23 protein-coding genes and 1 riboswitch are annotated in these 25,044 nt (G+C 63.4%); of the genes, 10 read left to right on the plus strand and 13 right to left on the minus strand.

What is annotated here, in order from left to right; all coding sequences use genetic code 11:
* The 3 genes from AC2FM3_RS10785 to dnaK form a co-directional block, all read right to left on the minus strand.
* A partial coding sequence (locus AC2FM3_RS10785) for a bifunctional hydroxymethylpyrimidine kinase/phosphomethylpyrimidine kinase (protein WP_496681645.1) occupies nt 1–354 on the minus strand: 354 nt, incomplete at its 3' end.
* 46 nt (nt 355–400) lie between these two features.
* Nucleotides 401–505: riboswitch (TPP riboswitch) on the minus strand.
* A 124-nt stretch (nt 506–629) separates the two neighbouring features.
* Nucleotides 630–1,769, minus strand: coding sequence for a molecular chaperone DnaJ (gene dnaJ / locus AC2FM3_RS10790; protein WP_496681560.1), 1,140 nt, complete (start codon nt 1,767–1,769; stop codon nt 630–632).
* 75 nt (nt 1,770–1,844) lie between these two features.
* Nucleotides 1,845–3,752: a molecular chaperone DnaK gene (gene dnaK / locus AC2FM3_RS10795; protein ID WP_496681563.1), complete on the minus strand. Its 1,908-nt coding sequence runs from the start codon at nt 3,750–3,752 to the stop codon at nt 1,845–1,847.
* Nucleotides 3,753–3,966: 214 nt separating this feature from the next.
* Here dnaK and AC2FM3_RS10800 point away from each other — a divergent pair, with 214 nt between their 5' ends.
* A complete protein-coding gene (locus tag AC2FM3_RS10800; protein WP_496681565.1) occupies nt 3,967–4,569 on the plus strand; it encodes an alpha-ketoglutarate-dependent dioxygenase AlkB family protein in 603 nt (200 codons plus the stop codon).
* On the opposite strand, the gene AC2FM3_RS10805 is transcribed toward AC2FM3_RS10800, so the two are convergent.
* Complete coding sequence (locus tag AC2FM3_RS10805; protein WP_496681567.1) at nt 4,566–5,387, minus strand: ABC transporter permease; 822 nt, start codon at nt 5,385–5,387, stop codon at nt 4,566–4,568. The two genes, AC2FM3_RS10800 and AC2FM3_RS10805, sit on opposite strands and share 4 nt — an antisense overlap.
* A 122-nt stretch (nt 5,388–5,509) precedes the next feature.
* Between AC2FM3_RS10805 and cysQ the strand changes: the two genes are divergently transcribed.
* The 7 genes from cysQ to AC2FM3_RS10840 all read left to right on the plus strand — a co-directional run bounded on the left by cysQ (nt 5,510) and on the right by AC2FM3_RS10840 (nt 13,538).
* Entirely contained in the window at nt 5,510–6,307 is a 798-nt protein-coding gene (cysQ, locus tag AC2FM3_RS10810; protein ID WP_496681569.1) for a 3'(2'),5'-bisphosphate nucleotidase CysQ, read from the plus strand.
* Nucleotides 6,307–7,107, plus strand: a complete 801-nt coding sequence (locus AC2FM3_RS10815) for a 3-deoxy-manno-octulosonate cytidylyltransferase family protein (RefSeq protein WP_496681572.1) — start codon at nt 6,307–6,309, stop codon at nt 7,105–7,107. Before cysQ ends, AC2FM3_RS10815 begins: the two co-directional genes overlap by 1 nt.
* 73 nt (nt 7,108–7,180) lie before the next feature.
* A complete protein-coding gene (gene galE, locus AC2FM3_RS10820; RefSeq protein WP_496681574.1) occupies nt 7,181–8,164 on the plus strand; it encodes a UDP-glucose 4-epimerase GalE in 984 nt (327 codons plus the stop codon).
* A 7-nt stretch (nt 8,165–8,171) separates the two neighbouring features.
* On the plus strand, nt 8,172–9,215 hold the full coding sequence (locus AC2FM3_RS10825; RefSeq protein ID WP_496681647.1) for a glycosyltransferase family 2 protein: 1,044 nt from the start codon (nt 8,172–8,174) through the stop codon (nt 9,213–9,215).
* Nucleotides 9,216–9,399: 184 nt separating this feature from the next.
* Complete coding sequence (locus AC2FM3_RS10830; RefSeq protein ID WP_496681576.1) at nt 9,400–10,386, plus strand: glycosyltransferase family 2 protein; 987 nt, start codon at nt 9,400–9,402, stop codon at nt 10,384–10,386.
* Nucleotides 10,383–12,086, plus strand: coding sequence for a DUF5927 domain-containing protein (locus AC2FM3_RS10835; protein WP_496681578.1), 1,704 nt, complete (start codon nt 10,383–10,385; stop codon nt 12,084–12,086). Before AC2FM3_RS10830 ends, AC2FM3_RS10835 begins: the two co-directional genes overlap by 4 nt.
* Before the next feature lie 6 nt (nt 12,087–12,092).
* Nucleotides 12,093–13,538 carry a nodulation protein NodH gene (locus AC2FM3_RS10840; RefSeq protein WP_496681580.1) on the plus strand — a complete coding sequence of 482 codons (1,446 nt, stop codon included), beginning with the start codon at nt 12,093–12,095 and terminating at the stop codon, nt 13,536–13,538.
* On the opposite strand, the gene AC2FM3_RS10845 is transcribed toward AC2FM3_RS10840, so the two are convergent.
* The 8 genes from AC2FM3_RS10845 to hslO all read right to left on the minus strand — a co-directional run bounded on the left by AC2FM3_RS10845 (nt 13,522) and on the right by hslO (nt 22,769).
* Complete coding sequence (locus AC2FM3_RS10845; protein ID WP_496681582.1) at nt 13,522–14,040, minus strand: L,D-transpeptidase family protein; 519 nt, start codon at nt 14,038–14,040, stop codon at nt 13,522–13,524. The genes AC2FM3_RS10840 and AC2FM3_RS10845 overlap by 17 nt on opposite strands.
* 56 nt (nt 14,041–14,096) lie before the next feature.
* Nucleotides 14,097–14,882 (minus strand): ion transporter, encoded by a 786-nt coding sequence (locus tag AC2FM3_RS10850; protein WP_496681584.1) that lies wholly within the window; start codon nt 14,880–14,882, stop codon nt 14,097–14,099.
* 20 nt (nt 14,883–14,902) lie between these two features.
* Nucleotides 14,903–16,132, minus strand: a complete 1,230-nt coding sequence (locus tag AC2FM3_RS10855) for a class I SAM-dependent RNA methyltransferase (RefSeq protein WP_496681585.1) — start codon at nt 16,130–16,132, stop codon at nt 14,903–14,905.
* A 39-nt stretch (nt 16,133–16,171) separates the two neighbouring features.
* Nucleotides 16,172–18,004 (minus strand): ABC transporter ATP-binding protein, encoded by a 1,833-nt coding sequence (locus AC2FM3_RS10860; protein WP_496681586.1) that lies wholly within the window; start codon nt 18,002–18,004, stop codon nt 16,172–16,174.
* Nucleotides 18,001–19,851, minus strand: a complete 1,851-nt coding sequence (locus AC2FM3_RS10865; RefSeq protein ID WP_496681588.1) for an ABC transporter ATP-binding protein — start codon at nt 19,849–19,851, stop codon at nt 18,001–18,003. Before AC2FM3_RS10865 ends, AC2FM3_RS10860 begins: the two co-directional genes overlap by 4 nt.
* Before the next feature lie 191 nt (nt 19,852–20,042).
* Nucleotides 20,043–21,197 carry a CCA tRNA nucleotidyltransferase gene (locus tag AC2FM3_RS10870; RefSeq protein WP_496681589.1) on the minus strand — a complete coding sequence of 385 codons (1,155 nt, stop codon included), beginning with the start codon at nt 21,195–21,197 and terminating at the stop codon, nt 20,043–20,045.
* Nucleotides 21,194–21,793: a CoA pyrophosphatase gene (locus AC2FM3_RS10875; protein WP_496681590.1), complete on the minus strand. Its 600-nt coding sequence runs from the start codon at nt 21,791–21,793 to the stop codon at nt 21,194–21,196. The genes AC2FM3_RS10870 and AC2FM3_RS10875 overlap by 4 nt, the downstream gene beginning before the upstream one ends.
* Entirely contained in the window at nt 21,783–22,769 is a 987-nt protein-coding gene (hslO, locus tag AC2FM3_RS10880) for an Hsp33 family molecular chaperone HslO (RefSeq protein ID WP_496681592.1), read from the minus strand. Before hslO ends, AC2FM3_RS10875 begins: the two co-directional genes overlap by 11 nt.
* Before the next feature lie 77 nt (nt 22,770–22,846).
* Between hslO and AC2FM3_RS10885 the strand changes: the two genes are divergently transcribed.
* On the plus strand, nt 22,847–23,290 hold the full coding sequence (locus tag AC2FM3_RS10885; protein WP_496681593.1) for an NUDIX hydrolase: 444 nt from the start codon (nt 22,847–22,849) through the stop codon (nt 23,288–23,290).
* Here AC2FM3_RS10885 and AC2FM3_RS10890 read toward each other — a convergent pair.
* The gene (locus AC2FM3_RS10890; RefSeq protein ID WP_496681649.1) at nt 23,287–24,552 is read right to left on the minus strand and encodes a PP2C family protein-serine/threonine phosphatase; all 1,266 of its coding nucleotides are present in this window, start codon (nt 24,550–24,552) and stop codon (nt 23,287–23,289) included. The genes AC2FM3_RS10885 and AC2FM3_RS10890 overlap by 4 nt on opposite strands.
* A gap of 163 nt (nt 24,553–24,715) precedes the next feature.
* On the opposite strand from AC2FM3_RS10890, the gene AC2FM3_RS10895 reads away from it, so the two are divergent.
* Nucleotides 24,716–25,042 carry an Hpt domain-containing protein gene (locus AC2FM3_RS10895; protein ID WP_496681594.1) on the plus strand — a complete coding sequence of 109 codons (327 nt, stop codon included), beginning with the start codon at nt 24,716–24,718 and terminating at the stop codon, nt 25,040–25,042.
* The last annotated feature ends 2 nt before the right edge of the window (nt 25,043–25,044 follow it).

The following is a 25,044-nucleotide window of genomic DNA, read 5'->3' on the forward strand; positions in this document are numbered from 1 at the left end:
CTCACGCGCCAGCAGGGCATCGCCCGATTTGGCGATCATCACCGGGTCCAGCACGATGGGCCCGGTAAAGCCGGACAGGCCGTCGGCGACGGTCTGGATGATTTCGGGCGTGGCCAACATGCCGATCTTGACCGCGCGCACGTCCAGATCGGACAGAACCGCGTCGATCTGCGCGGCTATCACGTCCAGCGGGATTCCATGCACGGCGGTGACCGCCTGCGTGTTCTGGGCGGTGACGGCGGTGATAACACTGGCACCGAACACACCCAGCGCCGACATCGCCTTGAGGTCGGCCTGAATGCCGGCCCCTCCGCCGCTGTCGGATCCCGCGATGGTCAAAGCGATATGCGCCATGTCGCTCCCTTCTTGCATGTGGGGCAACGCGGGCATGGAAAACGTCTGAGTGTTTTAGACCGTTCCCTCCGCCGGTATTGCCCGGATCAGGTTCGATGGGTTGGCTCGCGCGCCTCTCAGCCCCGGGTTCGGGGCACCCCAACGGTTGGGCGCACATTCTCAAGGCTAGGGCGAGGAATCAAGGGCCAATTCCGCGCAGTTTCGGACCAAACTGGACTCAGAACGAAAAAGGCCGGCGATGTTTCGCCGGCCCTTGGCTGTCTGAAACACTGGGATCAGCTTTGCATCCGCTCCCAGAAGGATTTGACGGATGAGAAGAAGCTCTTGGATTCCGGGTGGTTGTCTTCGCCCAGCTCGTCAAACTCCTTCAGCAGTTCTTTCTGCCGCGCGGTCAGGTTGACCGGGGTCTCGACCGCCAGTTCGATGAACATGTCCCCGACACCGCCGCCCCTCAGCGCGGGCATGCCCTTGCCGCGCAGACGCATCTGCCGGCCCGACTGGCTGCCGGCCGGAATCTGCACCCGGCCGCGGCCACCGTCGATGGTGGGCACCTCGATCGAGCCGCCCAGCGCCGCCTTGGCCATGCTGACCGGCACCCGGCAATACAGGTTCATGCCATCCCGCTCGAAAAGCTTGTGCGGCGTCACCTCGACAAAGATGTAGAGGTCGCCCGGAGGACCGCCGCGCATGCCGGCTTCGCCTTCGCCCGCCAGGCGGATGCGGGTTCCGGTTTCGACACCTGCCGGAATGTTGACCGACAGCGCGCGTTCCTTCTCGACCCGACCCGAGCCGTGGCAGGATTTGCAGGGGTTCTTGATGATCTGGCCCAGGCCCGCACAGGTCGGGCAACTGCGCTCGACGGTGAAAAAGCCCTGTTGCGCGCGCACCTTACCCATGCCCGAACAGGTCGGGCAGGTGGTGGGTTCGACCCCGCCTTCGGCGCCGGTGCCTTCGCAGGACGAACAGGCCACGGCGGTCGGCACGTTGATGGTTTTCTGCAGCCCCGAGTAGGCCTCTTCCAAGGTCACGCGCAGATTGTAGCGCAGGTCGGACCCCCGCGCGGCCCGGCGCCCACCGCCCTGCCGGCCGCCCATGAAATCGCCGAACAGATCGTCGAACACGTCGGAAAAGGCGCTGGAAAAATCGCCCGAGCCAAAACCGCCACCCGGGCGCGCACCGCCGGTGCCGTTCTCAAAGGCCGCGTGACCGAACCGGTCATAAGCGGCTTTCTTGTCGGCATCGCGCAGGATGTCATAGGCCTCGTTGGCCTCTTTGAACAGCGCCTCGGCCTCTGGGTTGTCCTTGTTGCGGTCGGGATGCAGCTCCTTCGCCTTTCGGCGAAAGGCCTTCTTGATCTCTTCCGCCGAAGCGCCCTTGGATACGCCGAGCACTTCGTAATAGCAGCGTTTTGACATCGGTGTTTCCTTCTGCCTCAACGTAAAACGGGCCGGCCCGGTATCCGGACCGGCCCGAACTGGCCCGGTTAGCCGTTAGGTGCGCTTGTCATCGTCCAGATCTTCGAACTCGGCATCGACGATGTCGTCATCGCCGGGGCCCGCATCGGCGGCGGTCGGTTCTTCGCTGGCCTCTTCAGACTGCGCCTTGTAGATCGCCTCGCCCAGCTTCATGGACGCTTCGGTCACGTTCTGGATGCCCGACTTGATCTTGTCGGCATTGTCCGATTCCAATTCGTCCTTAAGCGCGGCCACGGCCAGTTCGATCGCCTCGATGGTCGACGGATCGACCTTGTCGCCATGCTCCTCGATCGATTTCTCAGTCGCATGGATCAGGCTTTCGGCTTGGTTCTTGGCCTCGACCAGCTCCTTGCGCTTGCGGTCGGCCTCGGCGTTCTCTTCAGCATCCTTGACCATCCGTTCGATGTCGTCTTCCGACAGACCGCCCGAAGCCTGGATGGTGATCTTCTGCTCTTTGCCGGTGCCTTTGTCCTTGGCCGAAACCGAAACGATGCCGTTGGCGTCGATGTCGAAAGTCACCTCGATCTGAGGCATGCCGCGCGGAGCCGGCGGGATGTCTTCAAGGTTGAACTGACCCAGCAGCTTGTTGTCGGCCGCCATTTCGCGTTCACCCTGGAACACCCGGATGGTCACCGCGTTCTGGTTGTCCTCGGCGGTCGAGAATACCTGAGACTTCTTGGTCGGGATCGTGGTGTTGCGGTCGATCAGACGGGTGAACACGCCGCCCAGGGTTTCGATGCCCAGCGACAGCGGGGTCACGTCCAGCAGGACCACGTCCTTGACGTCGCCTTGCAGAACGCCGGCTTGGATAGCAGCACCCATGGCCACGACTTCATCAGGGTTCACGCCCTTGTGGGGCTCTTTGCCGAAGAACTTGGTCACCTCTTCGATGACCTTCGGCATCCGGGTCATACCACCGACCAGAACCACCTCGTCCACGTCGCTGGCCGAGATGCCGGCGTCTTTCAGAGCGGCCTGGCACGGCTTGAGCGATTTCTTGATCAGGTCACCGACCAGCGATTCCAGCTTGGCGCGGGTCAGTTTCATGACCATGTGCAGCGGCTGGCCGTTCGAGCCCATCGAGATGAACGGCTGGTTGATCTCGGTCTGGGTCGTCGAGCTGAGCTCGATCTTGGCCTTTTCGGCAGCTTCCTTCAGTCGCTGCAGGGCCATCTTGTCCTGGCTCAGGTCGACGCCGTGTTCCTTTTTGAACTCTTCGGCCAGGTAGTTGACGATGCGCATGTCAAAGTCTTCACCACCCAGGAAGGTGTCACCGTTGGTCGATTTGACCTCGAACAGGCCGTCGTCGATTTCCAGGATGGTCACGTCGAAAGTACCACCGCCAAGGTCATAGACCGCGATGGTCTGGCTGTCTTTCTTGTCCAGGCCATAGGCCAGAGCGGCGGCGGTCGGCTCGTTGATGATCCGCAGCACTTCCAGGCCGGCGATCTTGCCGGCATCCTTGGTGGCCTGACGCTGGGCGTCGTTGAAATAGGCCGGAACGGTGATGACGGCCTGCGTGACTTCCTCACCCAAGTAGCTTTCGGCGGTTTCCTTCATCTTGCCCAGGATGAAAGCCGAAATCTGGCTTGGGGAGTACTTTTCGCCGCGGGCTTCGACCCATGCGTCGCCGTTGCCGCCGTCGATGATGCGATAGGGCACCATCTTCTTGTCTTTTTCGACCTCGGGGTCGTCGACCCGGCGGCCGATCAGGCGCTTGACGCCGAAAATCGTGTTTTCAGGGTTGGTGACCGCCTGGCGTTTTGCCGGCTGTCCGACCAGTCGCTCATTCTCGGTGAAGGCGACGATCGAGGGCGTGGTCCGCGCCCCTTCTGCGTTTTCGATGACCTTCGGCTGCGAGCCGTCCATGATGGCCACGCACGAGTTGGTGGTCCCGAGGTCAATCCCGATTACTTTTCCCATTATTTCGATCCCTTTCTTTTCAAGGCGATGTCCCGAGGCCAGAACCCGTTATGGCATCCCAGCCCCGATCTGTTGGGCGCGGTGGCACTACACCCTCGCGCGTCCCGGCGTATATAAGGGCGAGGCCCAAGGCCTGCAAGCACTGTGAAATGCAGGTTTTCGGGAATCTTGGGCCTTTTTTGGCAAGGATTTCGAAAGGAATGAGGTTTCTGCCGTGACGCGCCTGAATTTACGCGGATTCGACATCAGAAAAGGCCATCTGGACGGCGCCGCCCAGCAACAGCTGGTCGACGCCTTGCGACCGGTTCTGAAAGCCGCGCCGCTGTTTCATCCCAGCACGGCCTCGGGGCGCAAGATGTCGGTGCGCATGACCTCGGCCGGGCCGTTGGGCTGGGTGTCGGACGGCCGCGGATACCGCTACCAGGGCGCGCACCCCAAAGGCATGCCTTGGCCGGACATCCCGCAGCCGATCCTGACCATCTGGCGCGAGGTGACCGCGCTGGACCGCGACCCGGACTGCTGCCTGATCAACTATTACGGCGAAGGAGCCAAAATGGGCCTGCACCAGGACAGGGACGAGGCCGATTTCTCGTGGCCGGTCGTGTCAATCTCATTGGGGGATGACGCTCTGTTCCGCATCGGCAACACCACCCGCGGCGGAAAAACCGAATCCGTGTGGCTGAACTCGGGCGACGTGGTGGTCATGGGCGGCCCCGCACGGCTGGCCTATCACGGAATCGACCGGATCCGGTTCGGGTCGTCGCGCCTGCTGCCCCGGGGTGGCCGCATCAACCTGACCCTGCGCGTGGCGACCTAGCGCCGGGCGTCCCAGCTTTTCGAGATGTGCTTGCGTGTATAGAATTCACCCAGCAGGCCGATCATCATCAGCGCGATGCCGACCCAAAGCGCATATTCCCAGCTGGTGTTGCGCGGGAAATAGTTGCGAAAGATGAACCCGCGGCACTGATCGATCGCATGGAACAGCGGGTTCCAGGCAAACATCGCCAGCAAATAGCCGCCCAACGCGTTGGCGACGAACATCTTGCCGGAAAACACCATGTTCAACCGCCGATAGACGTTGCTGAGCATCAGGGACACCGTCGGCAGCCACGGCTTGAGCGCCATGAACACCAGCCCCACGGAACAGCCCGTGTACCAAGCCAGCACCAACATCGCGAAGGCGCCGCCGGGGTCCTGCATCTCAATCGGGGTGACCGCCACGCTGTAGACGAACAGGATCACCAGGATCGACACGATCTGCGTATACAGCGCGCCGAAAGCCGCCGCCAGCAGCAGCACCATCATGTTCATCGGCGAATGCAGCATCATCGGGTTGTTGGTGCCCCCCAACGAGGCGATCGCGCCCACCGCCTTGATATGGGTCATGAACAGGAAAATGCCCGACAGCAGGTACAGGATGAACTCGCCGCGGATCTTGGCCACCCGGGCACCCATGAAAGACATGATCAGGTAGAATACGCTGGCCAGCAGCACGACCTGCAGGATGTTCATCACGATGGCCAGAACGGCGTTGCTGTGCTGCGAGCGGATGTTGCGCACGACGGCGTGGAACACCAGTTCCGCCGTGGTGAAGGCGCTGCCAAGCAGGCTGCTGCTGCGCTTGTAATAGAACACTCGAACGCTCTTTCCCGGGTTTGTTCCGACAGCCTGGCACGAATTCCTTGCCGTTCCGTATCCGGCACAGCATAAGTTCGTCAGGTTTTCGGATCAACAAACCATGGAAACGGAGCATTTTTGTGACCTATGACGACCTCATCCCCGTGATCAGACGCCTGGCCCTGGAAGCGGGCGACAAGATCATGGAGATCTACGATGCCGATGATTTTGACGTGAAGGTCAAATCCGATTCCAGCCCAGTGACCGAAGCTGACGAAGCCGCCGATGCGCTGATCTCGGCCGGGCTGCGCGCCGCCTTCCCCGACATCCTGCTGGTGACCGAGGAACAGGCCGCGTCGCACAGCCAGCAAGGCGACACCTTTCTAATCGTCGATCCGCTGGACGGCACCAAGGAATTCATCAACCGGCGCGGGGATTTCACCGTGAACATCGCGCTGGTCGAAAACGGCGTGCCCACCCGCGGCGTGGTCTATGCCCCGGCCCGCGGGCGCATGTTCTATACCCTGGCCGATGGCCGCTCGGTCGAGGAGACCGACGCCTTGGACAAGGACAAACCGGGCGAGGTCACGCCGATTTCAGTCTCTGATCCGGACAATTCGGCGCTTTTGGTGGTGGCCTCGAAATCGCATCGCGATCAGGCCACGGATGACTACATCAACAAATACCAGGTCAAAGACAGCAAGTCGGCGGGCTCGTCGCTGAAATTCTGCCTGGTGGCCACGGGCGAAGCCGACCTCTATCCGCGTGTCGGGCGAACCATGGAGTGGGACACCGCCGCAGGCCACGCGGTGCTGGCCGGAGCCGGGGGCCATGTGGTGCGTTTCGACGACCACACGCCGCTGACCTACGGCAAGGAGGGTTATGCCAACCCGTTCTTTATTGCCTATGCCCCGGGCGTCGAACTCAAGGAGGCCTGATGTCGGTTCTGATCGCGATCCCCGCCCGCTATGCCTCAACCCGCTATCCGGGCAAACCGCTGGTGCCACTGACCGGCGCAACGGGAAAGCCCATGACCCTGATCGAGCGGTCCTGGCGCGCGGCCATGTCGGTCTCGGGCGTCGACAGGGTGGTGGTGGCCACCGATGACGACCGCATCCGCGCTGCGGCCGAGGGCTTTGGCGCCGAGGTGGTGATGACCTCAGAAAGCTGCGCCAACGGCACCGAACGCTGCGCCGAGGCGCATGACAGGCTGGGCGGCGGATACGAGATCGTGGTCAACCTGCAAGGCGACGCCCCCCTGACCCCGCATTGGTTCATCGAGGATTTGGTCAATGGCCTGCGCGCTGCGCCTGAGGCCGGCGTGGCCACGCCGGTGCTGCGGTGCGACGGCGAGGCGCTGAACGGGCTGCTGAACGACCGCAGGCACGGCCGGGTGGGCGGCACCACGGCCGTCTTCGCGACCGATCACAGCGCGCTCTATTTCTCGAAGGAAGTGATCCCCTTCACCGCCGACACCTATGCCGGGTCGGATCCGACGCCGGTGTTCCATCATGTGGGCGTCTATGCCTACCGCCCCGACGCGCTGGCCGCCTATCCGGGTTGGCCGGTCGGGCCGCTGGAACGGCTCGAGGGGCTGGAACAGCTGCGGTTCATGGAAAACGGACGCAAGGTTCTGTGTGTCGAGGTCGAGGCAAAAGGCCGCCAGTTCTGGGAGTTGAACAATCCGCAGGACGTGGCCAAAATCGAAAGCATGATGGCCGCGATGGGGTTGGAATAGGCGCAGATTCCCCGTTCCGCGCGGGCAGCGCAGCAATTAGCCCATGAGCGGCAGACATTCGGCAGGACCACGGATGACAAACATACTCGTGACCGGCGGTGCCGGATATATCGGATCTCATGCCTGCAAGGCGCTGGCGCAGGCGGGCTATGTGCCCGTGACCTATGACAACCTTGTCACCGGCTGGCAGGATGCGGTGAAATTCGGCCCGTTCGAACAGGGCGATATGCTGGACCGCGCGCGGCTGGATCAGGTCTTTGCCAAGTACCAACCGGCGGCGGTGATGCATTTCGCCGCGCTCAGCCAAGTCGGCGAAGCCATGAGCGAGCCGGGCCGGTACTGGCGCAACAACGTAACCGGATCACTGAACCTGATCGAGGCGGCCGTGGCCGCCGGTTGCCTGGATTTCGTTTTCTCGTCCACCTGCGCAACCTATGGCGACCAGGACAACGTGGTGCTGGACGAAACCACGCCGCAACACCCGCTGAACGCCTATGGCGCCTCGAAACGTGCGATTGAGGATATCCTGCGCGATTTCGAACAGGCGCACGGGCTGAACCACGTGATCTTTCGCTATTTCAACGTGGCTGGTGCCGACCCTGACGGCGACGTGGGCGAGTTCCACCGCCCCGAGACCCATCTGGTTCCGCTGCTATTGGACGCGATCGACGGCAAGCGCGACGCGCTGACCGTCTACGGCACAGATTACGACACGCCCGACGGCACCTGCATCCGCGACTATGTCCATGTCTGCGACCTGGTGGATGCGCATGTACTGGGCCTGCGCTGGCTGGAACAGAGCAAGGGCAGCCGGGTGTTCAATCTGGGCACCGGCACCGGGTTTTCAGTAAAAGAGGTGATCGCGCAGTCGCACAGCGTGACCAACCGCGAGGTGCCCTTCAATGTCGGTCCGCGCCGGGCGGGCGACTGCACCAAGCTGGTTTCAGGCTCGACCCGGGCCGAGGCCGAACTGGGCTGGCGGCCCAAACGGTCGCGGCTGGAAGTGATGATCGCCGATGCCTGGCGCTGGCATCAGAATGGCCATTACGAAAAGTGATCGTGCCATGGGCGCCGCGCACCATCATGACGAAAACGCCCCGGGCTGGATTCGCAGATACCGCCTGCGCCTGAAACGCAAGCGCCTGTTGTGGCGGTCCTTCCGCAGCCGCCACGCGTTGACGCCGGTGTCGGACAAGACCCGTCTGATCGCGCCCACCGACATTCTGGCCTTTACCACCCTGCGCAACGAGATCGAGCGCCTGCCCTGGTTTCTGCGCCACTATCGCCGGCTGCGGGTCGATCATTTCCTGATGGTCGACAACGGCAGCGATGACGGCTCGGTCACCTACCTGCTCAACCAGCCGGACGTTTCGCTGTGGCAGACCGGGGCCAGCTATCGCGAGGCGCGGTTCGGGCTGGACTGGCTGACCTGGTTGCAGATGCGCTATGGCCATGGCCACTGGACCCTGATGGTGGATGCCGACGAACTGCTGATCTATGCCCATCACGACAGCCGCACCCTGCATGACCTGACCCGATGGCTGGACGGAAACGGGCAGCTGGCTTTCGGCGCGCTGATGCTCGACCTTTATCCCAAGGGACCGCTGGGCAGCCAGACGCACGACCCCGATACCGACCCGACCGAGACCCTGCCCTGGTTCGACCCCGGCCCCTATCGCGTGCGGCGGCAACAGCCGCTGGGCAATTTGTGGGTGCAAGGCGGGGTGCGTGACCGGGTTTTCTTTGCCGACCGGCCCGAGCGGGCGCCGACGTTGAACAAGATCCCCTTGGTCAAGTGGAACCGCCGGTTCGCCTATGTGAATTCCTGCCACTCGGCGCTGCCCCGGCATCTGAACCATGCCTATGACGGGCCGGGGGGCGAGGCGCCTTCGGGGGTGCTGCTGCACACCAAGTTCCTGCCGCAGGTCGTCGCCAAATCGCAGGAGGAAAAGCGCAGGCGCCAGCATTTTCACGATCCCGACCAATTCGGGCCATACTATGATGGCATCATCGCCGGGCCTAACTTGTGGACCGCCCGTTCCGAGCGCTTTGCGGGCTGGGCGCATCTGCAGGCGTTGGGGCTGATGTCTTCGGGCGGTTGGCGTTGAGGGGGGAACTCCGCACCCGGAAAACCCCTGTCTGGATAACGCCATTTAAATAGATTGCCTTGCAAGGTGCGAAAATGTCATAAAACGTCATTGCCCGGCACCACTCTGGCCGCAACCAGCCCCGGGCATGCTCGCGTAAGGAAAAAGGTTGGGCAGTCGCGTGAGCCTTTTGGCTTCCTATCGGATGAGACTGCGGCGCAAGCGCCGTCTGTTGCGTTGCGCCCGCCGCGGCCGCGATCTGAAACCCGTTCAGGACAAGACCCGCCAGATCCGCTCGGACGACATCCTGTTGATGAGCGTGGTGCGCAACGAAAAGATCCGCCTGCCCTGGTTCCTGTCCTACTACCGAAAGCTGGGCATCGACCACTTTCTGTTCGTGGACAATGACAGCGATGACGGCACGCTGGAATACCTGGCACAGCAGCCCGACGTCTCGGTCTGGCATACGGCGGCCAGCTATCGCCGGGCCACATTCGGGGTTGACTGGTCCAACCACCTGCTGCGCCGATACGCGCATGGCCACTGGGTCCTGACCGTCGATCCGGATGAGTTCTTCGTCTATCCCTTCTGCGACACGCGCCCGCTGCGCGCGCTGACCGACTGGCTGGACGGCACCGGGGTGCGCAGCTTCGGCACCATGCTGCTGGACATGTACCCCGAAGGCCCGATCCAGGAGGCCCCGTATCACGAAGGTCTGGACCCGTTCGAAATCGCGCCCTGGTTCGACTCGGGCAACTATGTGATCAGCAAAAACCCCGTATACGGCAACCTCTGGATCCAGGGTGGCCCGCGCGCGCGCATGTTCTTCCGGGACCGGCCGGAAAAGGCCCCGGCCCTGAACAAGATCCCGCTGGTCAGATGGGACCGGCGATATGTCTATGTCAGTTCGACCCATGCCTTGCTGCCGCGCGGCCTGAACCAGGTCTATGACGAATGGGGCGGAGAAAAGGCCAGCGGCGCTTTGCTGCATGCCAAGCTGATCGACACCCTGGGCACCAAGGTGCAGGAAGAGCTGCGGCGGGGCCAGCACTATCGCGGGTCGGCGGAATACAAGGCCTATCTGGCCGAGCTGGAAAACCGGCCTGTCTTCTGGTGCAAATGGTCCGAGAAATACATCAACTGGCGCCAGCTCGAGATTCTGGGTCTGATGTCCAAGGGGAACTGGGCATGAATGGCAGCTTGGGCATCATCATGCTGGTCCATACCGCGCTGGGCCGGGCCGAACAGGTGGCCCGGCACTGGACGGCTGCGGGATGCCCTGTGGTGATCCATGTCGATCGTAAGGTCGCCCGACAGGTGCATGACGATTTCGTGTCGGCCTGCGCCGATGATCCGCTGATCGTGTTCTGTGACCGCCATGTCTGTCACTGGGGCGGCTGGGGGATCGTCGCGGCCACCCAGACGGCCGCGGAACTGATGCTGGACCGCTTCCCGGGCGTGCGTCACGTCTTTCTGTCCTCGGGCGCGTGCCTGCCGCTGCGCCCGGTGCAGGACCTGATCGACTATCTGGCTGACCGGCCGCGCGCGGACTTCATCGAAAGCGCCACCACCGCCGATGTCAGCTGGACCGTGGGCGGGCTGGATGCCGAGCGGTTCACGCTGCGGTTTCCGTTCTCGTGGCGCAAGCACCGCAAGCTGTTCGACCGGTTCGTAAAGCTGCAACGCGCAGTCGGCTACCGGCGGCGAATCCCCGACGGGTTGGTGCCCCACATGGGCAGCCAGTGGTGGTGCTTGACCCGCCAGACGCTGTCGGCGATCCTGCAGGACCCGAAACGCCCGATTTACGATCGCTATTTCCGGCATGTCTGGATTCCGGACGAAAGCTATTTCCAGACACTGGCGCGGCTGTATTCCACCCAGATCGAAAGCCGGTCGCTGACCCTGTCTAAATTCGACTACCAGGGCCGGCCGCACATCTTCTATGACGATCACCTGCAGCTGCTGCGCCGGTCCGACTGTTTCGTCGCCCGCAAAATCTGGCCACAAGCCGACCGGCTGTACCAGGCGTTCCTGTCCGACCAGCCCGGCGCGCTGAAACCTGCCGAACCCAATCCGGGCAAGATCGACCGGGTGTTTTCCCGCGCGGTCGAGCGTCGCACCCGCGGACGCGACGGGCTGTACATGCAAAGCCGCTTTCCCCGCCACGGCAGCGAGAACGGGTTGACCGCGTTCCCCTATTCGGTGTTTCAGGGATTTTCGGAGCTGTTCGTCGATTTCGAGGACTGGCTGTCAAACACCACCGGCGCGCGGGTCCATGGCCATCTGTTCGCACCCGAGCGGGCCGAGTTCGCAGGCCGGGAAACCCTCATCAACGGCGCGCTCAGCGACAGCGCGACGCTGCGTGACTACAACCCAACCGCCTTTCTGTCGAACCTGATCTGGAACACCCGCGGCGAGCGGCAGTGCTTTCAGTTCGGCCCCGCCGATACGCAAAAGATCAACTGGTTCCTGGCGCGGGACAAGAACGCGCAGGTTTCGGTCGTTACCGGCGCCTGGGCGGTGCCCCTGTTCCGGTCGAACCAGAATTTCGGGGAAATCCGCGCCCAGGCCGCGCGGCTGCAGAAGATCGAGAGCGAGCAGCTCGAGGTGCTCGATTCCGTCTGGACCAAGGCACGGGTGCGAATCTGGTCGATGGCAGAATTCCTCGAATCCCCGATCGAGCATCTGCAGACCGTCATCGACGAGATGGGCGTGTCGCAGCCGGGCCACCTGATCGAAGCGCCCAGGATGGTCGATCTGACCGGGTTCGGAAAATTCCTGCAGAACCTAAAGAACCAAGGCATGCACCCCTTCCTGATGGGGGATTTTCCGGTCGACGACGTGTTCGGCGGCCAGACCCGGCCTTATCACAAGCCCTATCTGGTGCAATGATCCGGAATGCCCAACCCGTTTGACCATTTCATCATCCTGGCCGACATGCGCACCGGCTCGAACCTACTCGAGACGCATTTGAACGCGTTGGACGGCGTGACCTGCCATGGCGAGCTGTTCAACCCGCATTTTATCGGGTACCCGAAAGAGACCCATGTTCTGGGTTTCTCCATCGACCAGCGCGACCAGGACCCCGCCGCGGTGATCCAGGCCGTGCGCAGGGCACCGGGCGGCCTGCACGGGTTCCGGTTTTTTCCGTCGCACGACCCGCGCGCGCTGGCGCTGGCGCTGGACGATCCGCGCTGCGCCAAAATCATCCTGACCCGCAACCCGCTGGACAGCTACATCTCGTTGAAGATCGCCCGCGCCACCCAGCAGTGGAAGCTGACCAACGTGAAACAGCGGCGCGATGCGACGGTGCCCTTCGATCCGCAGGAATTCGCCGACTATCTGGACCGGAGACAGGAGCATCGCCTTGCGGTCTTGAACCACCTGCAACGCACCGGACAGGTTGCTTTCCACATCGGATATGACGACCTGTCGGATCTGGAGGTTCTGAACGGGCTGGCCGCCTGGCTGGGTGTGGCTGCGCGGCTGGATCGGCTGGCCCCCGACCTAAAACCGCAGAATCCGGCACCCGCCCTGTCCAAGGTCTCGAACCCCGAGGAAATGCAACAGGCGCTGCGCGACACCGATTGGTTCAACCTGCACCGCCCACCAAGTTTCGAACCGCGCCGCGGCCCCGGCGTGCCCCGCTATGTCGCGGCTCCAGACACGCCGCTGATATATCTGCCGGTGCGCGGCGGACCCGAGCAGGCGGTGACCCACTGGCTTGCCGCGCTGGACGGCTGCCCGCCCGACGGGCTGCTGACCCGGCGCAACCAGCAACAGGTGCGCCGCTGGATGAAGACGCGCCCGGGGCATCGCAAATTCACCGTGCTGCGACACCCGCTGGCCCGCGCTCATACTACATTCTGCAACAAGATCCTTGCCACCGGGCCGGGCAGCTATGCCGCCATCCGCTACACGCTGCGCAATCGGTTCAAACTGCCCATTCCGGGGCAGTTGCGCGAACATAATTATACGCTGGATCAGCATCATGCGGCCTTTGCCGCGTTTCTGGAGTTTCTGAAGCTGAACCTCGCGGGGCAGACCCCGATCCGGGTGGATGGGCTGTGGTGCAGCCAGGCGCAGGTGCTGGAGGGCATCGCCGCCTTTGCCCAGCCTGACCTGATCCTGCGCGAGGATGAGATGGCAACCGCCCTGCCGGATCTTGCGCGCAGGTTTGGCCACGGCGCACCGCCCGCGCCGCCCCCGTTAGAGCCGGATGCGCCCTACAGGCTGGAACAGATCTACGATGCCCGGCTCGAGGCGCTGGCGGCCGATGCCTATCAGCGCGACTATGTCCAGTTCGGTTTCGGCGACTGGCGGCCGGTCACGGACGCAGCGTGATGACCGTGCCGGGCTTGACCATGGCATAGATCTCTTCGATCTCGTCATTCTTGACGGCGATGCAGCCTGCGGTCCAGTCCGGGGTCTTTTTCGCGCGCTTGCGCTCTTTGCGCAGGTTCGGCTGGCCGTGGATGAAGATGTCGCCGCCGGGATCGACCCCCATCGACTTGGCCTTGGCGACGTCCTGCGCGTTTGGATAGGAAATTCCGACCGACAGGTGATATCGGCTGCGAGGGTTGCGGCGGTCGATCAGATAGGTGCCTTCGGGTGTGCGGCCGTCTCCGCGCTTGACCTTTGTGCCGCTTGGAGCGAAGCCAAGCTCGACATCATACTCGCGCAAGATCTGCTCGTGATGCAGCAGGTACATCTTGCGCGCGCCCTTGTTCACAACGATGGATGTCACCTCGGGTCCGTTGTAGGTCAGAAATCGAGGGCCCCCACTTCCACAAGCCGAAAGGCTCAGTGTTGCCAGTGCACCCAATCCAAATGCTCGACGATCCATGATTTCACTGCCTGCTCGTTTTGCAGCATCATGCCAAAATCCGGCGGAAACGGAAATCACTTTTTGCTGTTCATATGTTCGGTCAGGCGGCGTTCGATCGAGTCAAGCCGCTCGAGCACCTCGTCCCGATAGGCATCGGTCCTGACGCCTTCCTCGGCGTGGTGGGCATCCTGCATCGAATTCACGATCAGACCGACCAGCAGGTTCACCACCGCGAAGGTTGTGACCATGATGAATGGCACGAAAAACAGCCAGGCATAGGGATAGACCTCCATCACCGGGCGCACGATGCCCATCGACCAGCTTTCCAGCGTCATGATCTGGAACAGGGTATAGGCTGAGCGGCCGAGGTCTCCGAACCAGTCGGGGAAGCTGTCGCCGAACAATTTGGTCGATATCACCGCGCCGATATAGAACAGGATCGCCATCAGCAGGAACACGCTGCCCATGCCCGGCAGCGCCTGGATGAACCCTTCGACCACCCGGCGCAGACGCGGCGCAACCGAGATCACCCGCAGCACCCGCAAGATCCGCAACGCGCGCAGAACCGAAATGCCGGCGCCGCCGGGGACTAGGGCGATGCCGACGATCACGAAATCGAAAATGTTCCAGCCATTGAGGAAAAACCGGCGCCCGTTGGCCACCAATTTCATCGCGATCTCGGCCACGAAGATGGTCAGGCAGATGGTATCGAGCAGCACGATCACCGGCCCGAACTTCGCCATCAGCGTGTCCGAGGTTTCCATGCCCAGCAGAACCGCGTTCACCAGAATGACGCCGGTGATGAATTGCGCAAATCGCGGGTTTTCGACAAAGGCCTGCAGGCGCTGCCGGATCGTCATGCGAAGGGTCTCCTGTCGGGTCATGGGTTCTCTGCCAGTTTGAAGCTGCCCACCAGTTCGCTGTGGGATGACCATCGAAATTGGTCAACCACTTGGACCCATTCAAGGGCATAGCCCGCCTTAACCAGAATTTTTGCATCCCGCGCGAAGGTCACAGGGTTGCAGGACACATAGGCGATGACCGGACGGCGGGCCTGAGCCAGCTCGGCCACCTGGGCCTCGGCGCCGGCGCGTGGCGGGTCCAGAACCACGGCGTCGAAGCGGCGCAGCTCGTCCGGCATCAAGGGGCGGCGGAACAGGTCGCGCATCTCGGTCGTGACCTGTTTCAATCCCGTGGACTTGCGCCAGCCCTGGTCCAGCGCGCGGGTCATATCAGCCGCGCCTTCAACGGCATGAACCTCAGCCAGTTGCGCCAGCGGCAACGAGAACGTGCCGCAGCCCGCGAACAGATCAACCACCCGCTTGGCTGGGCCAACAATCTCCAAAACTGACTGTGTTAGAGCCTGTTCTCCATCTTTCGTGGCCTGAAGGAAGGCCCCCGGCGGCGGGACCACCGTGGCCGGACCGAAGCGCTGTGCGGGTGGGTTGCGCATGGCGATCACCTCGCCATCCCAGGCCAGCCGCGCCAAGCCGTGCTGCTCGGTCGCCTGCGCAAGCGCCAGTTCCAGCGGGCCGTCCAGAGGTTTGCCGCCCTGCACCGCCACGTCCAGCCCGGCTTCGGATAAGGTCAGGGTGACAGACAACACGCCCTTGCGGCTGCCGCCCAGTTCGGCCAGCGCCTTGGCCACGGGGATGGCGGCGGTCAGCGCCGGGTCCAGCAGCTGGCAATCAGGAATCTCGGTGATCACGTCCGAGGCGCGGCCGTGGAACCCCGCCAGCGCGCCCTTCTTGGTGCGGCGCACCGCGATGGTGGCGCGGCGACGCGACTGCGGCGGCGACGTCAGGATCGGGCGCATCTCGGCCTGCAGCCCCTGAGCAGCCAGCGCGGTACGCACCACCTCGACCTTCCAATCGGCCACGAAGGCGTCCGAGGCGTGCTGCAACTGGCAGCCGCCGCAGCTTTTGTAGTGGCGGCACGGCGGTTTGACCCGATCGTCCGACGGCGTCAGCACCTTGATATCGGTCAGCTCCGAGCCGTCCAGCAGGCCGCTGACCCGCTCGCCAGGCAGCGTTCGGGGGGCATAGACCGGGCCCGCGGCGATGCCGTCGCCCTGATGCCCGAGGCGGAGAATGGTGTATTCCTGCGTCATGGCCTGCCTGATAGCCGGGCTGATGCGCCAACAAAACCCTTATTCGGCGGCCTCGGTCTGGATGAACCCGCCCGACTGGCGGTGCCAGAACCGCGCATACAGCCCGCCCTGCGCCAGCAGGGTGTCATGCGGCCCGCTCTCCACGATGCGCCCGTGATCCAGAACGATGATCCGGTCCATCTCGCTGAGGGTGGACAGGCGGTGGGCGATGGCCAGAACGGTCTTGCCCTCCATCACCCGGTGCAGCGCGGTCTGGATCGCGGCCTCGACCTCGGAGTCCAGCGCCGAGGTCGCCTCGTCCAGCACGAGGATCGGCGCGTCCTTGAGGATCGCGCGGGCCAGCGCGATGCGCTGCCGCTGGCCGCCGCTCAGCTTGACGCCGCGCTCGCCCAGATGCGCGTCATATCCCTTGCGCCCCTGCCCGTCCTGCAGATCGAGGATAAAGCCATGCGCTTCGGCCTTTTTAGCCGCGGCGATCATCTGGTCTTCGGTGGCATCGGGTCGGCCGTACAGGATGTTGTCGCGGGCCGAGCGGTTGAACATCGCGGTTTCCTGCGTGACCATGCCGATCTGGCGGCGCAGGCTGTCCTGCGTGACGCGGGCGATGTCCTGCCCGTCGATCAATATCTGGCCATTTTCCCTGTCGTAGAGCCTGAGAAGCAGCGAAACCAGGGTGGATTTGCCCGCCCCCGAGGCGCCGACGATCCCCAGCTTCTCCCCCGGCTGCACCGTTAGCGTCAGGTCCGAGACCCCGCCCACGTCGCGACCATAGGCAAAACTGACATCGCGGAACTCGATCCGGCCCTCGGGCGCTGCCAGCTCGGTGGCGTCCGGCGCATCGTCGACCCGGTCGGGCCGCGCCAGGGTTTTCATGCCGTTCTCGATCTCGCCCACATGGGCGTAGATCCCCATCAGGGTGAAGCTGACCCAGCCCGTCATCTGTGCGATGCGAATCGAGATGGCGCCCGCCGCCACGATATCCCCGGTGGTCGCCGACCCGACCTGCCAAAGCCACAAGGTGGCGCCCAAAAGCAGAACCGGCAGAAGCCCCGCCAACGTCATCAAAATGAACCGGAAACTGGCCGACAGCTTGCCGAAGGCCAGCGACTTGTCGCGCAGCGCAACCATCGAGTCGCGAGCGGCCTGATCCTCGAACTCGGAATTGGCAAACAGCTTGACCGTCTTGATGTTGGTGATCGTGTCCACTACCTGTCCAGACACCATCGCCCGCGCCCCGGCCCGCGCGGCCGAGCGTGTGCGAATGCGCGGCAGGTACCAGCGCACCAGCAGGAAATACACCGCCAGCCAAGCCACGAAGGGCAGCATGACCAAGGGGTGAATAGACCCTAACAAAAGCAAAGATCCGACAAGCGAGGCGAGGGCAAAGACGATGGCGCTGATGGTCTCCGATACGACCGATGTCAGCGCATTGGCCGTCTGCATCTGTTTCTGCGCGATGCGGCCGGCAAAATCGTCGTCGAAATAGGCGACCGACTGGCCCAGCGTCCAACGGTTCAGCTTTGCCAGCACCAGCGGCGGGATGTTGGGCATGACGATATAGTTGTTCGACACCGAGGACAGCCCGAACAGCAGCGGCCGGATCAACATAAAGAACGCCACGGCGCCCAGGATCATCCACAGGTTTCGCGGTGTCAGAAAGTTCTCGGGCCCGCTGGCGGTCGCCATGTCGATCACCCAGCCCAGAATCCAGGCGGTTCCGGCCTCCATTGCACCTGCAAGGGCCGAAAACAGCGCAGCGGCGAACAACATGGGCCAGGCCCCTGTCAGGCACCAGCGAACGAACGCCCCCAGCCTTTGCGGCGGGGGCGTCTGGGTGGGTTCAAACGGTTTGATCAGGTCTGCGACCGTCATTCTGCTGCCTCGTCCGCGGCCCCGGGGTTCATGAAGCCGCCAGATTGGCGCGCCCAGAACTGGGCGTAAAGACCGCCCTGCTCCAAAAGATCGGCATGGGTGCCTTCCTCGACGATCCGGCCTCCGTCCATCACCAGGATGCGGTCCATCTGGGCGATGGTGCTGAGCCGGTGCGCGATGGCGATCACGGTCTTGCCCTGCATCATGCCGTACAGCGTCTCCTGGATTGCGGCTTCGACCTCGGAATCTAGGGCGGATGTGGCCTCGTCCAACAACAAGATCGGCGGGTCCTTCAGAATCACCCGCGCCAGCGTCACCCGCTGCCGCTGCCCGCCGCTCAGCTTGACGCCGCGCTCGCCCACATGGGCGTCATAGCCGGTGCGGCCCTGCGGGTCCTGCAGATCGAGGATGAAGTCATGCGCCTCGGCCTGTTTGGCGGCGGCGATCATCTGGTCTTCGGTGGCATCGGGCCGGCCATACAGGATGTTGTCGCGCACCGAGCGGTGCAGCAGCGCACTGTCCTGCTGAACCATGCCGATATTGCGGCGCAGGCTGTCCTGGGTGACGGTGCGGATGTCCTGCCCGTCGATCAGGATCGCGCCGCTTTCCACGTCGTAGAACCGCAGTAACAGCTTGACCAAGGTCGACTTCCCGGCCCCCGACCGCCCGATCAAGCCGACCTTTTCGCCCGGCTGGATGGTCAGATTGACATGATCCAGCCCGCCGGTCTCGCGGCCATAGTGGTGCGACAGGTCGCGGATCTCAATCCGGCCATCGGTCAGTTGCAGCGGCTTGGCGCCGGGCGCATCCAGCAGGTCGACGGGCTGGGCGATGGTCTCCATCCCCTCGGCCACGACGCCCAGCTGGCGGAAGAAGCTGGTCAGCGCCCACATGATCCAGCCGGTCATGGCATTCAGCCGCAGCGTCAGCGCGGTGGCCGCCGCCACCACCCCAACCGAGGCACTGCCCTGCATCCACAGGTAAATGGCCCAGCCGACCACACCGATGATCAACACGCCGTTCAGCGCGACCAGAACGGCATCCATGATGGTGAAGATACGCATTTCGATCTGGAAGGTGCGCCGGGTCTCCTCGATCGCTTCGCGCGCATAATCGAGTTCCTGCTGGGCATGGGCGAACATTTTCACCGAATGGATGTTGGTATAGCTGTCCACTACCCGGCCCGTCACCGTGGACCGCGCATCGGACGCGGCCTGCGAGGCCGGTCCCACCCGCTGAACCGTCCAGCGCACCAGCAGCGCATAGAGCGCGAACCAGATCAGCAGCGGCAGCAGCAGGCGTGGATCGGCGGCCATCAGCAGGATCGCCGCGCCGATCAGATAGGCCAGCGAGAACGAAATCGCATCGAACACTTGAAACACCACCTCGCCCGCAGCGGGCGGGGTCTGCATGATGCGGTTGGCGATGCGCCCGGCAAAATCATTCTCGAACCAACCGACCGACTGGCGCAGAACGTGCTTGTGCGCCCGCCAGCGGATCAGTGTGCCAAAATTGGGCAGGATCGCGTTGTTCAGCAGCAATACGTCCAGCACATGCAGGATCGGGCGAAGGAACAGGATGAACAGCGCGACCAGAACCAGCTCGGTCCCGTGGGCCTGCCAGACCTCGGACGGCGATCCGCCAAGAAGGTCGACGACCCGGCCCATGTAATAGATCAGCCCGATCTCGACCGCGGCCACGATGATCGACATCAGCGCGGCCCAGAAGAAGACGCGCCGAAAAGGGCGGGAATAATCCAGCATGAAGGGCCACAGCCGTGTCGGCGGCGTGTCGACCTCTTCATAGGCAACAAAAGGGTCAACGAGGTTTTCGAAATAGCGAAACATGGATGTGCTCCGATCGAGCAGTAAAATTGAAAATGCGAAAGCAGATGGCGCCAAAACACCACCCGTACGGGTCAGGTGTTCTGGCTTTAGCCGAACCAGATCCCGTAATACATTCGCAGTCCTCCATCCATGAGACAGGCGCACCCTAGCCGGAAACCCAAGGACTTGTCATCCCCTTTTGAGACTTCCCGTCAATCTTGCAGCAACGCGTCCCGGTCCAGCGTGAAATGCGAGTCGATCCAGCGGCTTTCCAGTTCGGCCAGTTTCGCGCCCAGCGCCGGGCCAGAATAACGCCCGAGCAGATCGGCGGCCCTGACCGGGAAGGTCGCCGACGCCCCTTTTTCGACGGCCGCGCTCGTTTCAGCCGTCCAGGGCTGTTCCAGAAAGGCGAAGCGCAGCAGGGCCGCGTCCTGTCCGTCTGGTTGGCCCAGCCGATATCCCAATTCGGCCGCCCCAGCACCGCCCTGCGCCCCGTCCCGGATCCGGGTCAGGCGGGCCAGCTGCACCTTGCTGAGGCGCAGAGTCCCGGCAACCTCGGGCCCTGCGATGACCGCGAGACGGCGCAGCGCGTCGGGGGCAAGCCCGGCCTGCGATTCAAGATGGATCAGGATCGGCAGCGCCCGATCGTCGGCGCCGGGCAGCAGATGCGCCAGAACGCCGATGCTGCGCGTGGCGGCCACCGATGGAGCCGGGTCGGGCGCGGCCAGAAGTTTCAGCATCTCGGCCCCGACCCGCTCGCGCGACAGCCGGTCGAGCCCGTCCAGATCGGCCGCAATCGCCGCCAGAGCATCCGGGTCCATCCCGGCCTGCGCGTCGCCATACCAAGAGTGGAACCGGAAATACCGCAACGAGCGCAGATAGTCCTCGCGGATGCGATCCCCGGCCGTGCCGATGAACCGCACGCGCCGCGCCTGCAGGTCAGGCAGGCCGCCCAGCGGGTCCAGAATGCTGCCGTCGGGGCGGGCATAGAGCGCGTTCATGGTGAAATCGCGACGGGCGGCGTCCTCTTCCACCTGGTCGGAAAAGGCAACGACCGCGCGCCGCCCGTCGGTTTCGACGTCGCGACGAAAGGTGGTGATTTCATGCGGTATGCCGTCGCTGACCACGGTCACGGTGCCATGATCAATCCCCGTCGGAATCGCCTTCAGCCCGGCCTTTTCGGCCAGATCCATCACCTGCTGCGGGCGGGCATCGGTGGCGATGTCGAGATCCGAGACCGGTGCCCCCAACAGCGCATTGCGCACACAGCCTCCCACGAACAACGCCTGCGCACCGCCCTCGGTCAGCGCTGCACACACGTTCTGTGTGGCCGGGTTCGTGATCCAGTCTTCGGTGATCCGCATCATTCGCTCATCCGTGCCGCCAACCCGCGCAACATGCGGGCCGTGGCGCCCCAGATGTAGTAGGGGCCATAGGGCACCGCGAAGAAATACCGTCGTGTTCCGCGCCAGATGCGCGATTCAACCACATAATTCGCAGGGTTCAGCACATGCGCAAGCGGAACCGAAAACACCTCGTCCACCTCGCCGGGTTCGGCCACCGGGTCAAAGCCGCGCTCCAGAACCGCCACCACCGGCGTCACGGCAAATGACGTGACGGTTTCATGCACCGGCAAGGTACCCAGAATGCGCGGCAGGTCCGGCGGCAGGCCGATCTCCTCCTGCGCCTCTCGCAGGGCCGTGGCGGTCACATCCGCATCGGTGTCGTCCTGCTTGCCGCCCGGAAATGCGATCTGCCCCGGATGGTGTTTCAGGGCCGAGGACCGCTTGGTCAAGATCAGGCGCGGATCGCCACGGACCAAGTCCACGGCGACCAGAACACCTGCCGGGCGCAGCTTGCGCCCCGCAGGCAGAACCGTGCCGGGATTGAGGTCGAAGTCGCTGGACCCATCACCCGGTCGGGCCAGCGCTTCGCTCAGACGCGGGATCAGGTCAGCCGTCATCCGGGTCTTCGGCCTCGAACCCGACCGATTTCGGATCCAGCACGTAATGCGCGCCGCAGAACTGGCAGTCGGCGGTGACGGTGCCTTCGTCGGTGGTCATCTTCTCGATGTCCTGGGCCGAGTAGATAGACAGGCTTTGACGCACGCGATCCTCGGAGCAGGTGCAGCCGAACTGCACCGACTGGGCCTCGTACACACGGGGCTGTTCCTCGTGGAACAGACGCACCAGCAGGTCGGTCGGCGCCACGGACGGCCCGATCATTTCCAGATCCTCGACCGTATCCAGCAGGATGTTCACGCGGTCCCAGTTTTCGCCTTCATTGCCATCCACCAGGTCCGACGCCGTCAAGATGTCGCCGGTACCGTCATTCGTGGCCACGAAGGGCGAGGCCTTGGGCATGTGCTGCAGCATGATGCCGCCTGCCCGCCAGCGTTCGCCGGCTCCGGGTTCGGTCGATTTTCCGAAACTCAGCGAGAACCGCGTCGGCAACTGCTCGGACTGCGCGAAATAAGACTCGGCGCAGGCCTTCAGCGATCCGCCGGTCAGCGGCGTGATCCCCTGATAGGGCTGCGTTCCCTTGCCTTGGTCGATGAGGATCGCGAAATACCCCTCGCCCACCTGATCGAACGGCGCGCCATCGGTCAGCCGGTCGCGGTCAAAGCTGGCATAGGCCCGGATCTGCGCGGGCTGGCCCTCTTCGCGCGGGGCATAGTAATCTGTGGCGATCATTCGCACCGGTCCGTTCGACTGCACCTGCAGCGACAGCTTCCAGCGCAGCGCGACGGTCTGGCCAATCAGCGCGGTCAGCAGGGCCATCTCGGCCACCAGCGCCTCGACCTGTTCGGGATAGTCGTGCTGTTTCAGGATGCCGTCCAGCACCCCGTCCAGCCGCGCCACACGGCCGCGCATATCCGAGACATCGAGTTGAAAGGGCAGGACGGTATCGTCCCACGCGATTTTCGTTCCAAAAGACATGGGGTTTCCTTAAACGCCACGGGTTGGCATACCGCCACCATATAGGTCGAAGATCCAGAGTTGAAAGGGCTCTTAACATGATCAGGCGGTTCGGCGAAACCCCGGAACCGGGGCGCAGATATACTCGGCGCGTGGGAGTCTATGCGCTGCTGCCCCGAGGCGGCAGCCTGCTGCTGACCTGCCAGATCGAGCCCGGCCCCGATCTGCAGCTGCCCGGCGGCGGAATTGATCCGGGCGAATCCCCGGTCACCGCCCTGCATCGAGAAGTGTTCGAGGAAACCGGCTGGTCGATCGCCTCCCCCCGCCGGGTCGGCGCGTTCCGGCGCTTTACCTACATGCCTGAATACGACCTGTGGGCCGAAAAGATCTGCCTGATCTATCGCGCCCGCCCGGTGCGGCGCCAGGGGCCGCCGACCGAAGCCTTTCACGAGGCGGTCTGGATGAACGCGGGCGATGCGGTCCAGATGCTGGGCAATGCCGGCGACCGCCATTTCGCCCGCTTGCACCTTTCGGAGCGCTAATTCCCGTTGAACTCGAAAAACACGGCCGAGACGTCATCATCCATCGTTTCGCCGGGCGGCATCGACTGGGTGAGCCGCCAGAACATGTCGTCCAGAAACTCGGGGCCGTTGTGCTGGGCCAGACAGTCCCCCGCCAGCCTGCACAGCCCATCTTCGTCAAGCAGCCCGCCATCGGCCACTCGGCATTCGGTGAACCCGTCGGAATACAACAGCAACCGGTCGCCCGGTTGCATGTAGAAGTCGATCTTTCGGAAGGTCGCCCCATCGATCAGGCCGATCGGCAGACCGCCGTCGCCCATGAACTGCATCGAACCATCCGCACGGATCAACAACGGGTGCGGGTGGCCGGCCTGAACCATCTTCACATGGCCATACCGAAGATCGACGATCGCATAGACCATCGTGAAATATTCCTCGATCCCGGTATCGGCCATCAGGCGGGCATTCAGCGTCTCGGCCACCTGTTCGGGGGGCAGCAGTGCATAGAACTTGTTGAACCGCTTCTCCATCGCCACGTTCTGGTCAAAATGCTGGCTGGTCAGGTACCCACCCAACCGCGCGGTCATCATGGCCGAGGTGATGCCGTGCCCGGACACGTCGATGCTGTAGAACCCGATCCGGTTCGCACCGGGCGAGAACATGCCCACGAGGTCGCCGCCGATATGACCGCAGGGCTTGAGCAACAGGCTGACGCGCGAGCGGCCAAACTCCCGGGTCAGCTCGGGCACCAGCGATTCCTGGATGCTGCGGGCCTGCATGAGATCCTTGTCGATCAAGTCATGTGCGGCGCGCAGTTCGGACAAGGCCTTTTCGATCAGCCGGTTCTTTTCCGACAATTCACGCTGCATGCCCAATATCCGCGCACCGGCCGAGATCCGCGCGCGCAGTTCGTCCGCCTCGAGCGGCTTGATGAGGAAATCATCCGCCCCCGCGTCCAGGCCGCGCGCCACCTCCTGCTTTTCGCTCTTGGACGTCAGAAGGATGAAGTAGGTGTACGCGTCTTTTTCCAGCTGTCGGAAGGCGCGGCAGAACTCCAGCCCGCCCATCCCCGGCATCACCCAGTCGCTGAGCACCAGATCGGGCAGACCTTGCCTGCACAGGTCGAGCGCCTCTTCACCGCTGTCCGCCTCGATGACGGTGAACCCCCATCTCTTGAGCGATGCCACGAGGATCCGGCGCTGAAGGCGGCTGTCATCCACCACCAGCACGTTCTGGATGGCACCAAAATCCAGATCAGACTTGATCTCTGGTTGGCTGGGCAATCGCACGCCGACCTCTGCGCTTCCTATTCGGGGTGTAGAAACGCTAAGCGTCCAATCTTAACAACCGGTGAAAAACCGGCACCACCACACAGGGACCGACTTAACGTGCTCTTTACCCGATCCCGGTAGTCAGGTCACAAACGGGTCAATGCGGAGAACGGGCATGATAAACTGGCCCAGGGTGCGCCAATTGCGGGATGAGGTCGGGCCCGACGAGTTCGATGAGGTCGTTCACATCTTTCTGGACGAGGTGGGCGAGGTCATCGACCGCCTGCAGGCCGATACCGAACGGCGCGAGCTTGAGCAGAACCTGCATTTCCTGAAGGGCAGCGCACTGAGCCTCGGGTTCGAAACCTTCTCCAAGCTGTGCCAGGATGGCGAGCGACGGGCCGCGGCGGGCCAGGGCGCCGAGGTGAATCTGGACGCGCTCCTGGCCGCCTTCGACGAGTCGCGCAAGACGTTCCTGGCCGAACTGGCGCAGAGCCTGTGAGC

The organism is Ruegeria sp. BHSB172, from assembly GCF_059613165.1.

Coding starts and splice junctions, on each gene's coding strand:
- AC2FM3_RS10815 (WP_496681572.1), top strand. CDS start 6,307: ATGTCGGTTCTGATCGCGATCCCCGCCCGCTATGCCTCAACCCGCTAT.
- AC2FM3_RS10825 (WP_496681647.1), top strand. CDS start 8,172: ATGGGCGCCGCGCACCATCATGACGAAAACGCCCCGGGCTGGATTCGC.
- AC2FM3_RS10840 (WP_496681580.1), top strand. CDS start 12,093: ATGCCCAACCCGTTTGACCATTTCATCATCCTGGCCGACATGCGCACC.
- AC2FM3_RS10875 (WP_496681590.1), bottom strand. CDS start 21,793: ATGACGGCTGACCTGATCCCGCGTCTGAGCGAAGCGCTGGCCCGACCG.
- AC2FM3_RS10860 (WP_496681586.1), bottom strand. CDS start 18,004: ATGACGGTCGCAGACCTGATCAAACCGTTTGAACCCACCCAGACGCCC.
- AC2FM3_RS10830 (WP_496681576.1), top strand. CDS start 9,400: ATGAGACTGCGGCGCAAGCGCCGTCTGTTGCGTTGCGCCCGCCGCGGC.
- AC2FM3_RS10845 (WP_496681582.1), bottom strand. CDS start 14,040: ATGGATCGTCGAGCATTTGGATTGGGTGCACTGGCAACACTGAGCCTT.
- galE (WP_496681574.1), top strand. CDS start 7,181: ATGACAAACATACTCGTGACCGGCGGTGCCGGATATATCGGATCTCAT.
- AC2FM3_RS10855 (WP_496681585.1), bottom strand. CDS start 16,132: ATGACGCAGGAATACACCATTCTCCGCCTCGGGCATCAGGGCGACGGC.
- hslO (WP_496681592.1), bottom strand. CDS start 22,769: ATGTCTTTTGGAACGAAAATCGCGTGGGACGATACCGTCCTGCCCTTT.
- dnaJ (WP_496681560.1), bottom strand. CDS start 1,769: ATGTCAAAACGCTGCTATTACGAAGTGCTCGGCGTATCCAAGGGCGCT.
- dnaK (WP_496681563.1), bottom strand. CDS start 3,752: ATGGGAAAAGTAATCGGGATTGACCTCGGGACCACCAACTCGTGCGTG.
- AC2FM3_RS10895 (WP_496681594.1), top strand. CDS start 24,716: ATGATAAACTGGCCCAGGGTGCGCCAATTGCGGGATGAGGTCGGGCCC.
- AC2FM3_RS10865 (WP_496681588.1), bottom strand. CDS start 19,851: ATGTTTCGCTATTTCGAAAACCTCGTTGACCCTTTTGTTGCCTATGAA.
- AC2FM3_RS10850 (WP_496681584.1), bottom strand. CDS start 14,882: ATGACGATCCGGCAGCGCCTGCAGGCCTTTGTCGAAAACCCGCGATTT.
- AC2FM3_RS10870 (WP_496681589.1), bottom strand. CDS start 21,197: ATGATGCGGATCACCGAAGACTGGATCACGAACCCGGCCACACAGAAC.
- AC2FM3_RS10835 (WP_496681578.1), top strand. CDS start 10,383: ATGAATGGCAGCTTGGGCATCATCATGCTGGTCCATACCGCGCTGGGC.
- AC2FM3_RS10885 (WP_496681593.1), top strand. CDS start 22,847: ATGATCAGGCGGTTCGGCGAAACCCCGGAACCGGGGCGCAGATATACT.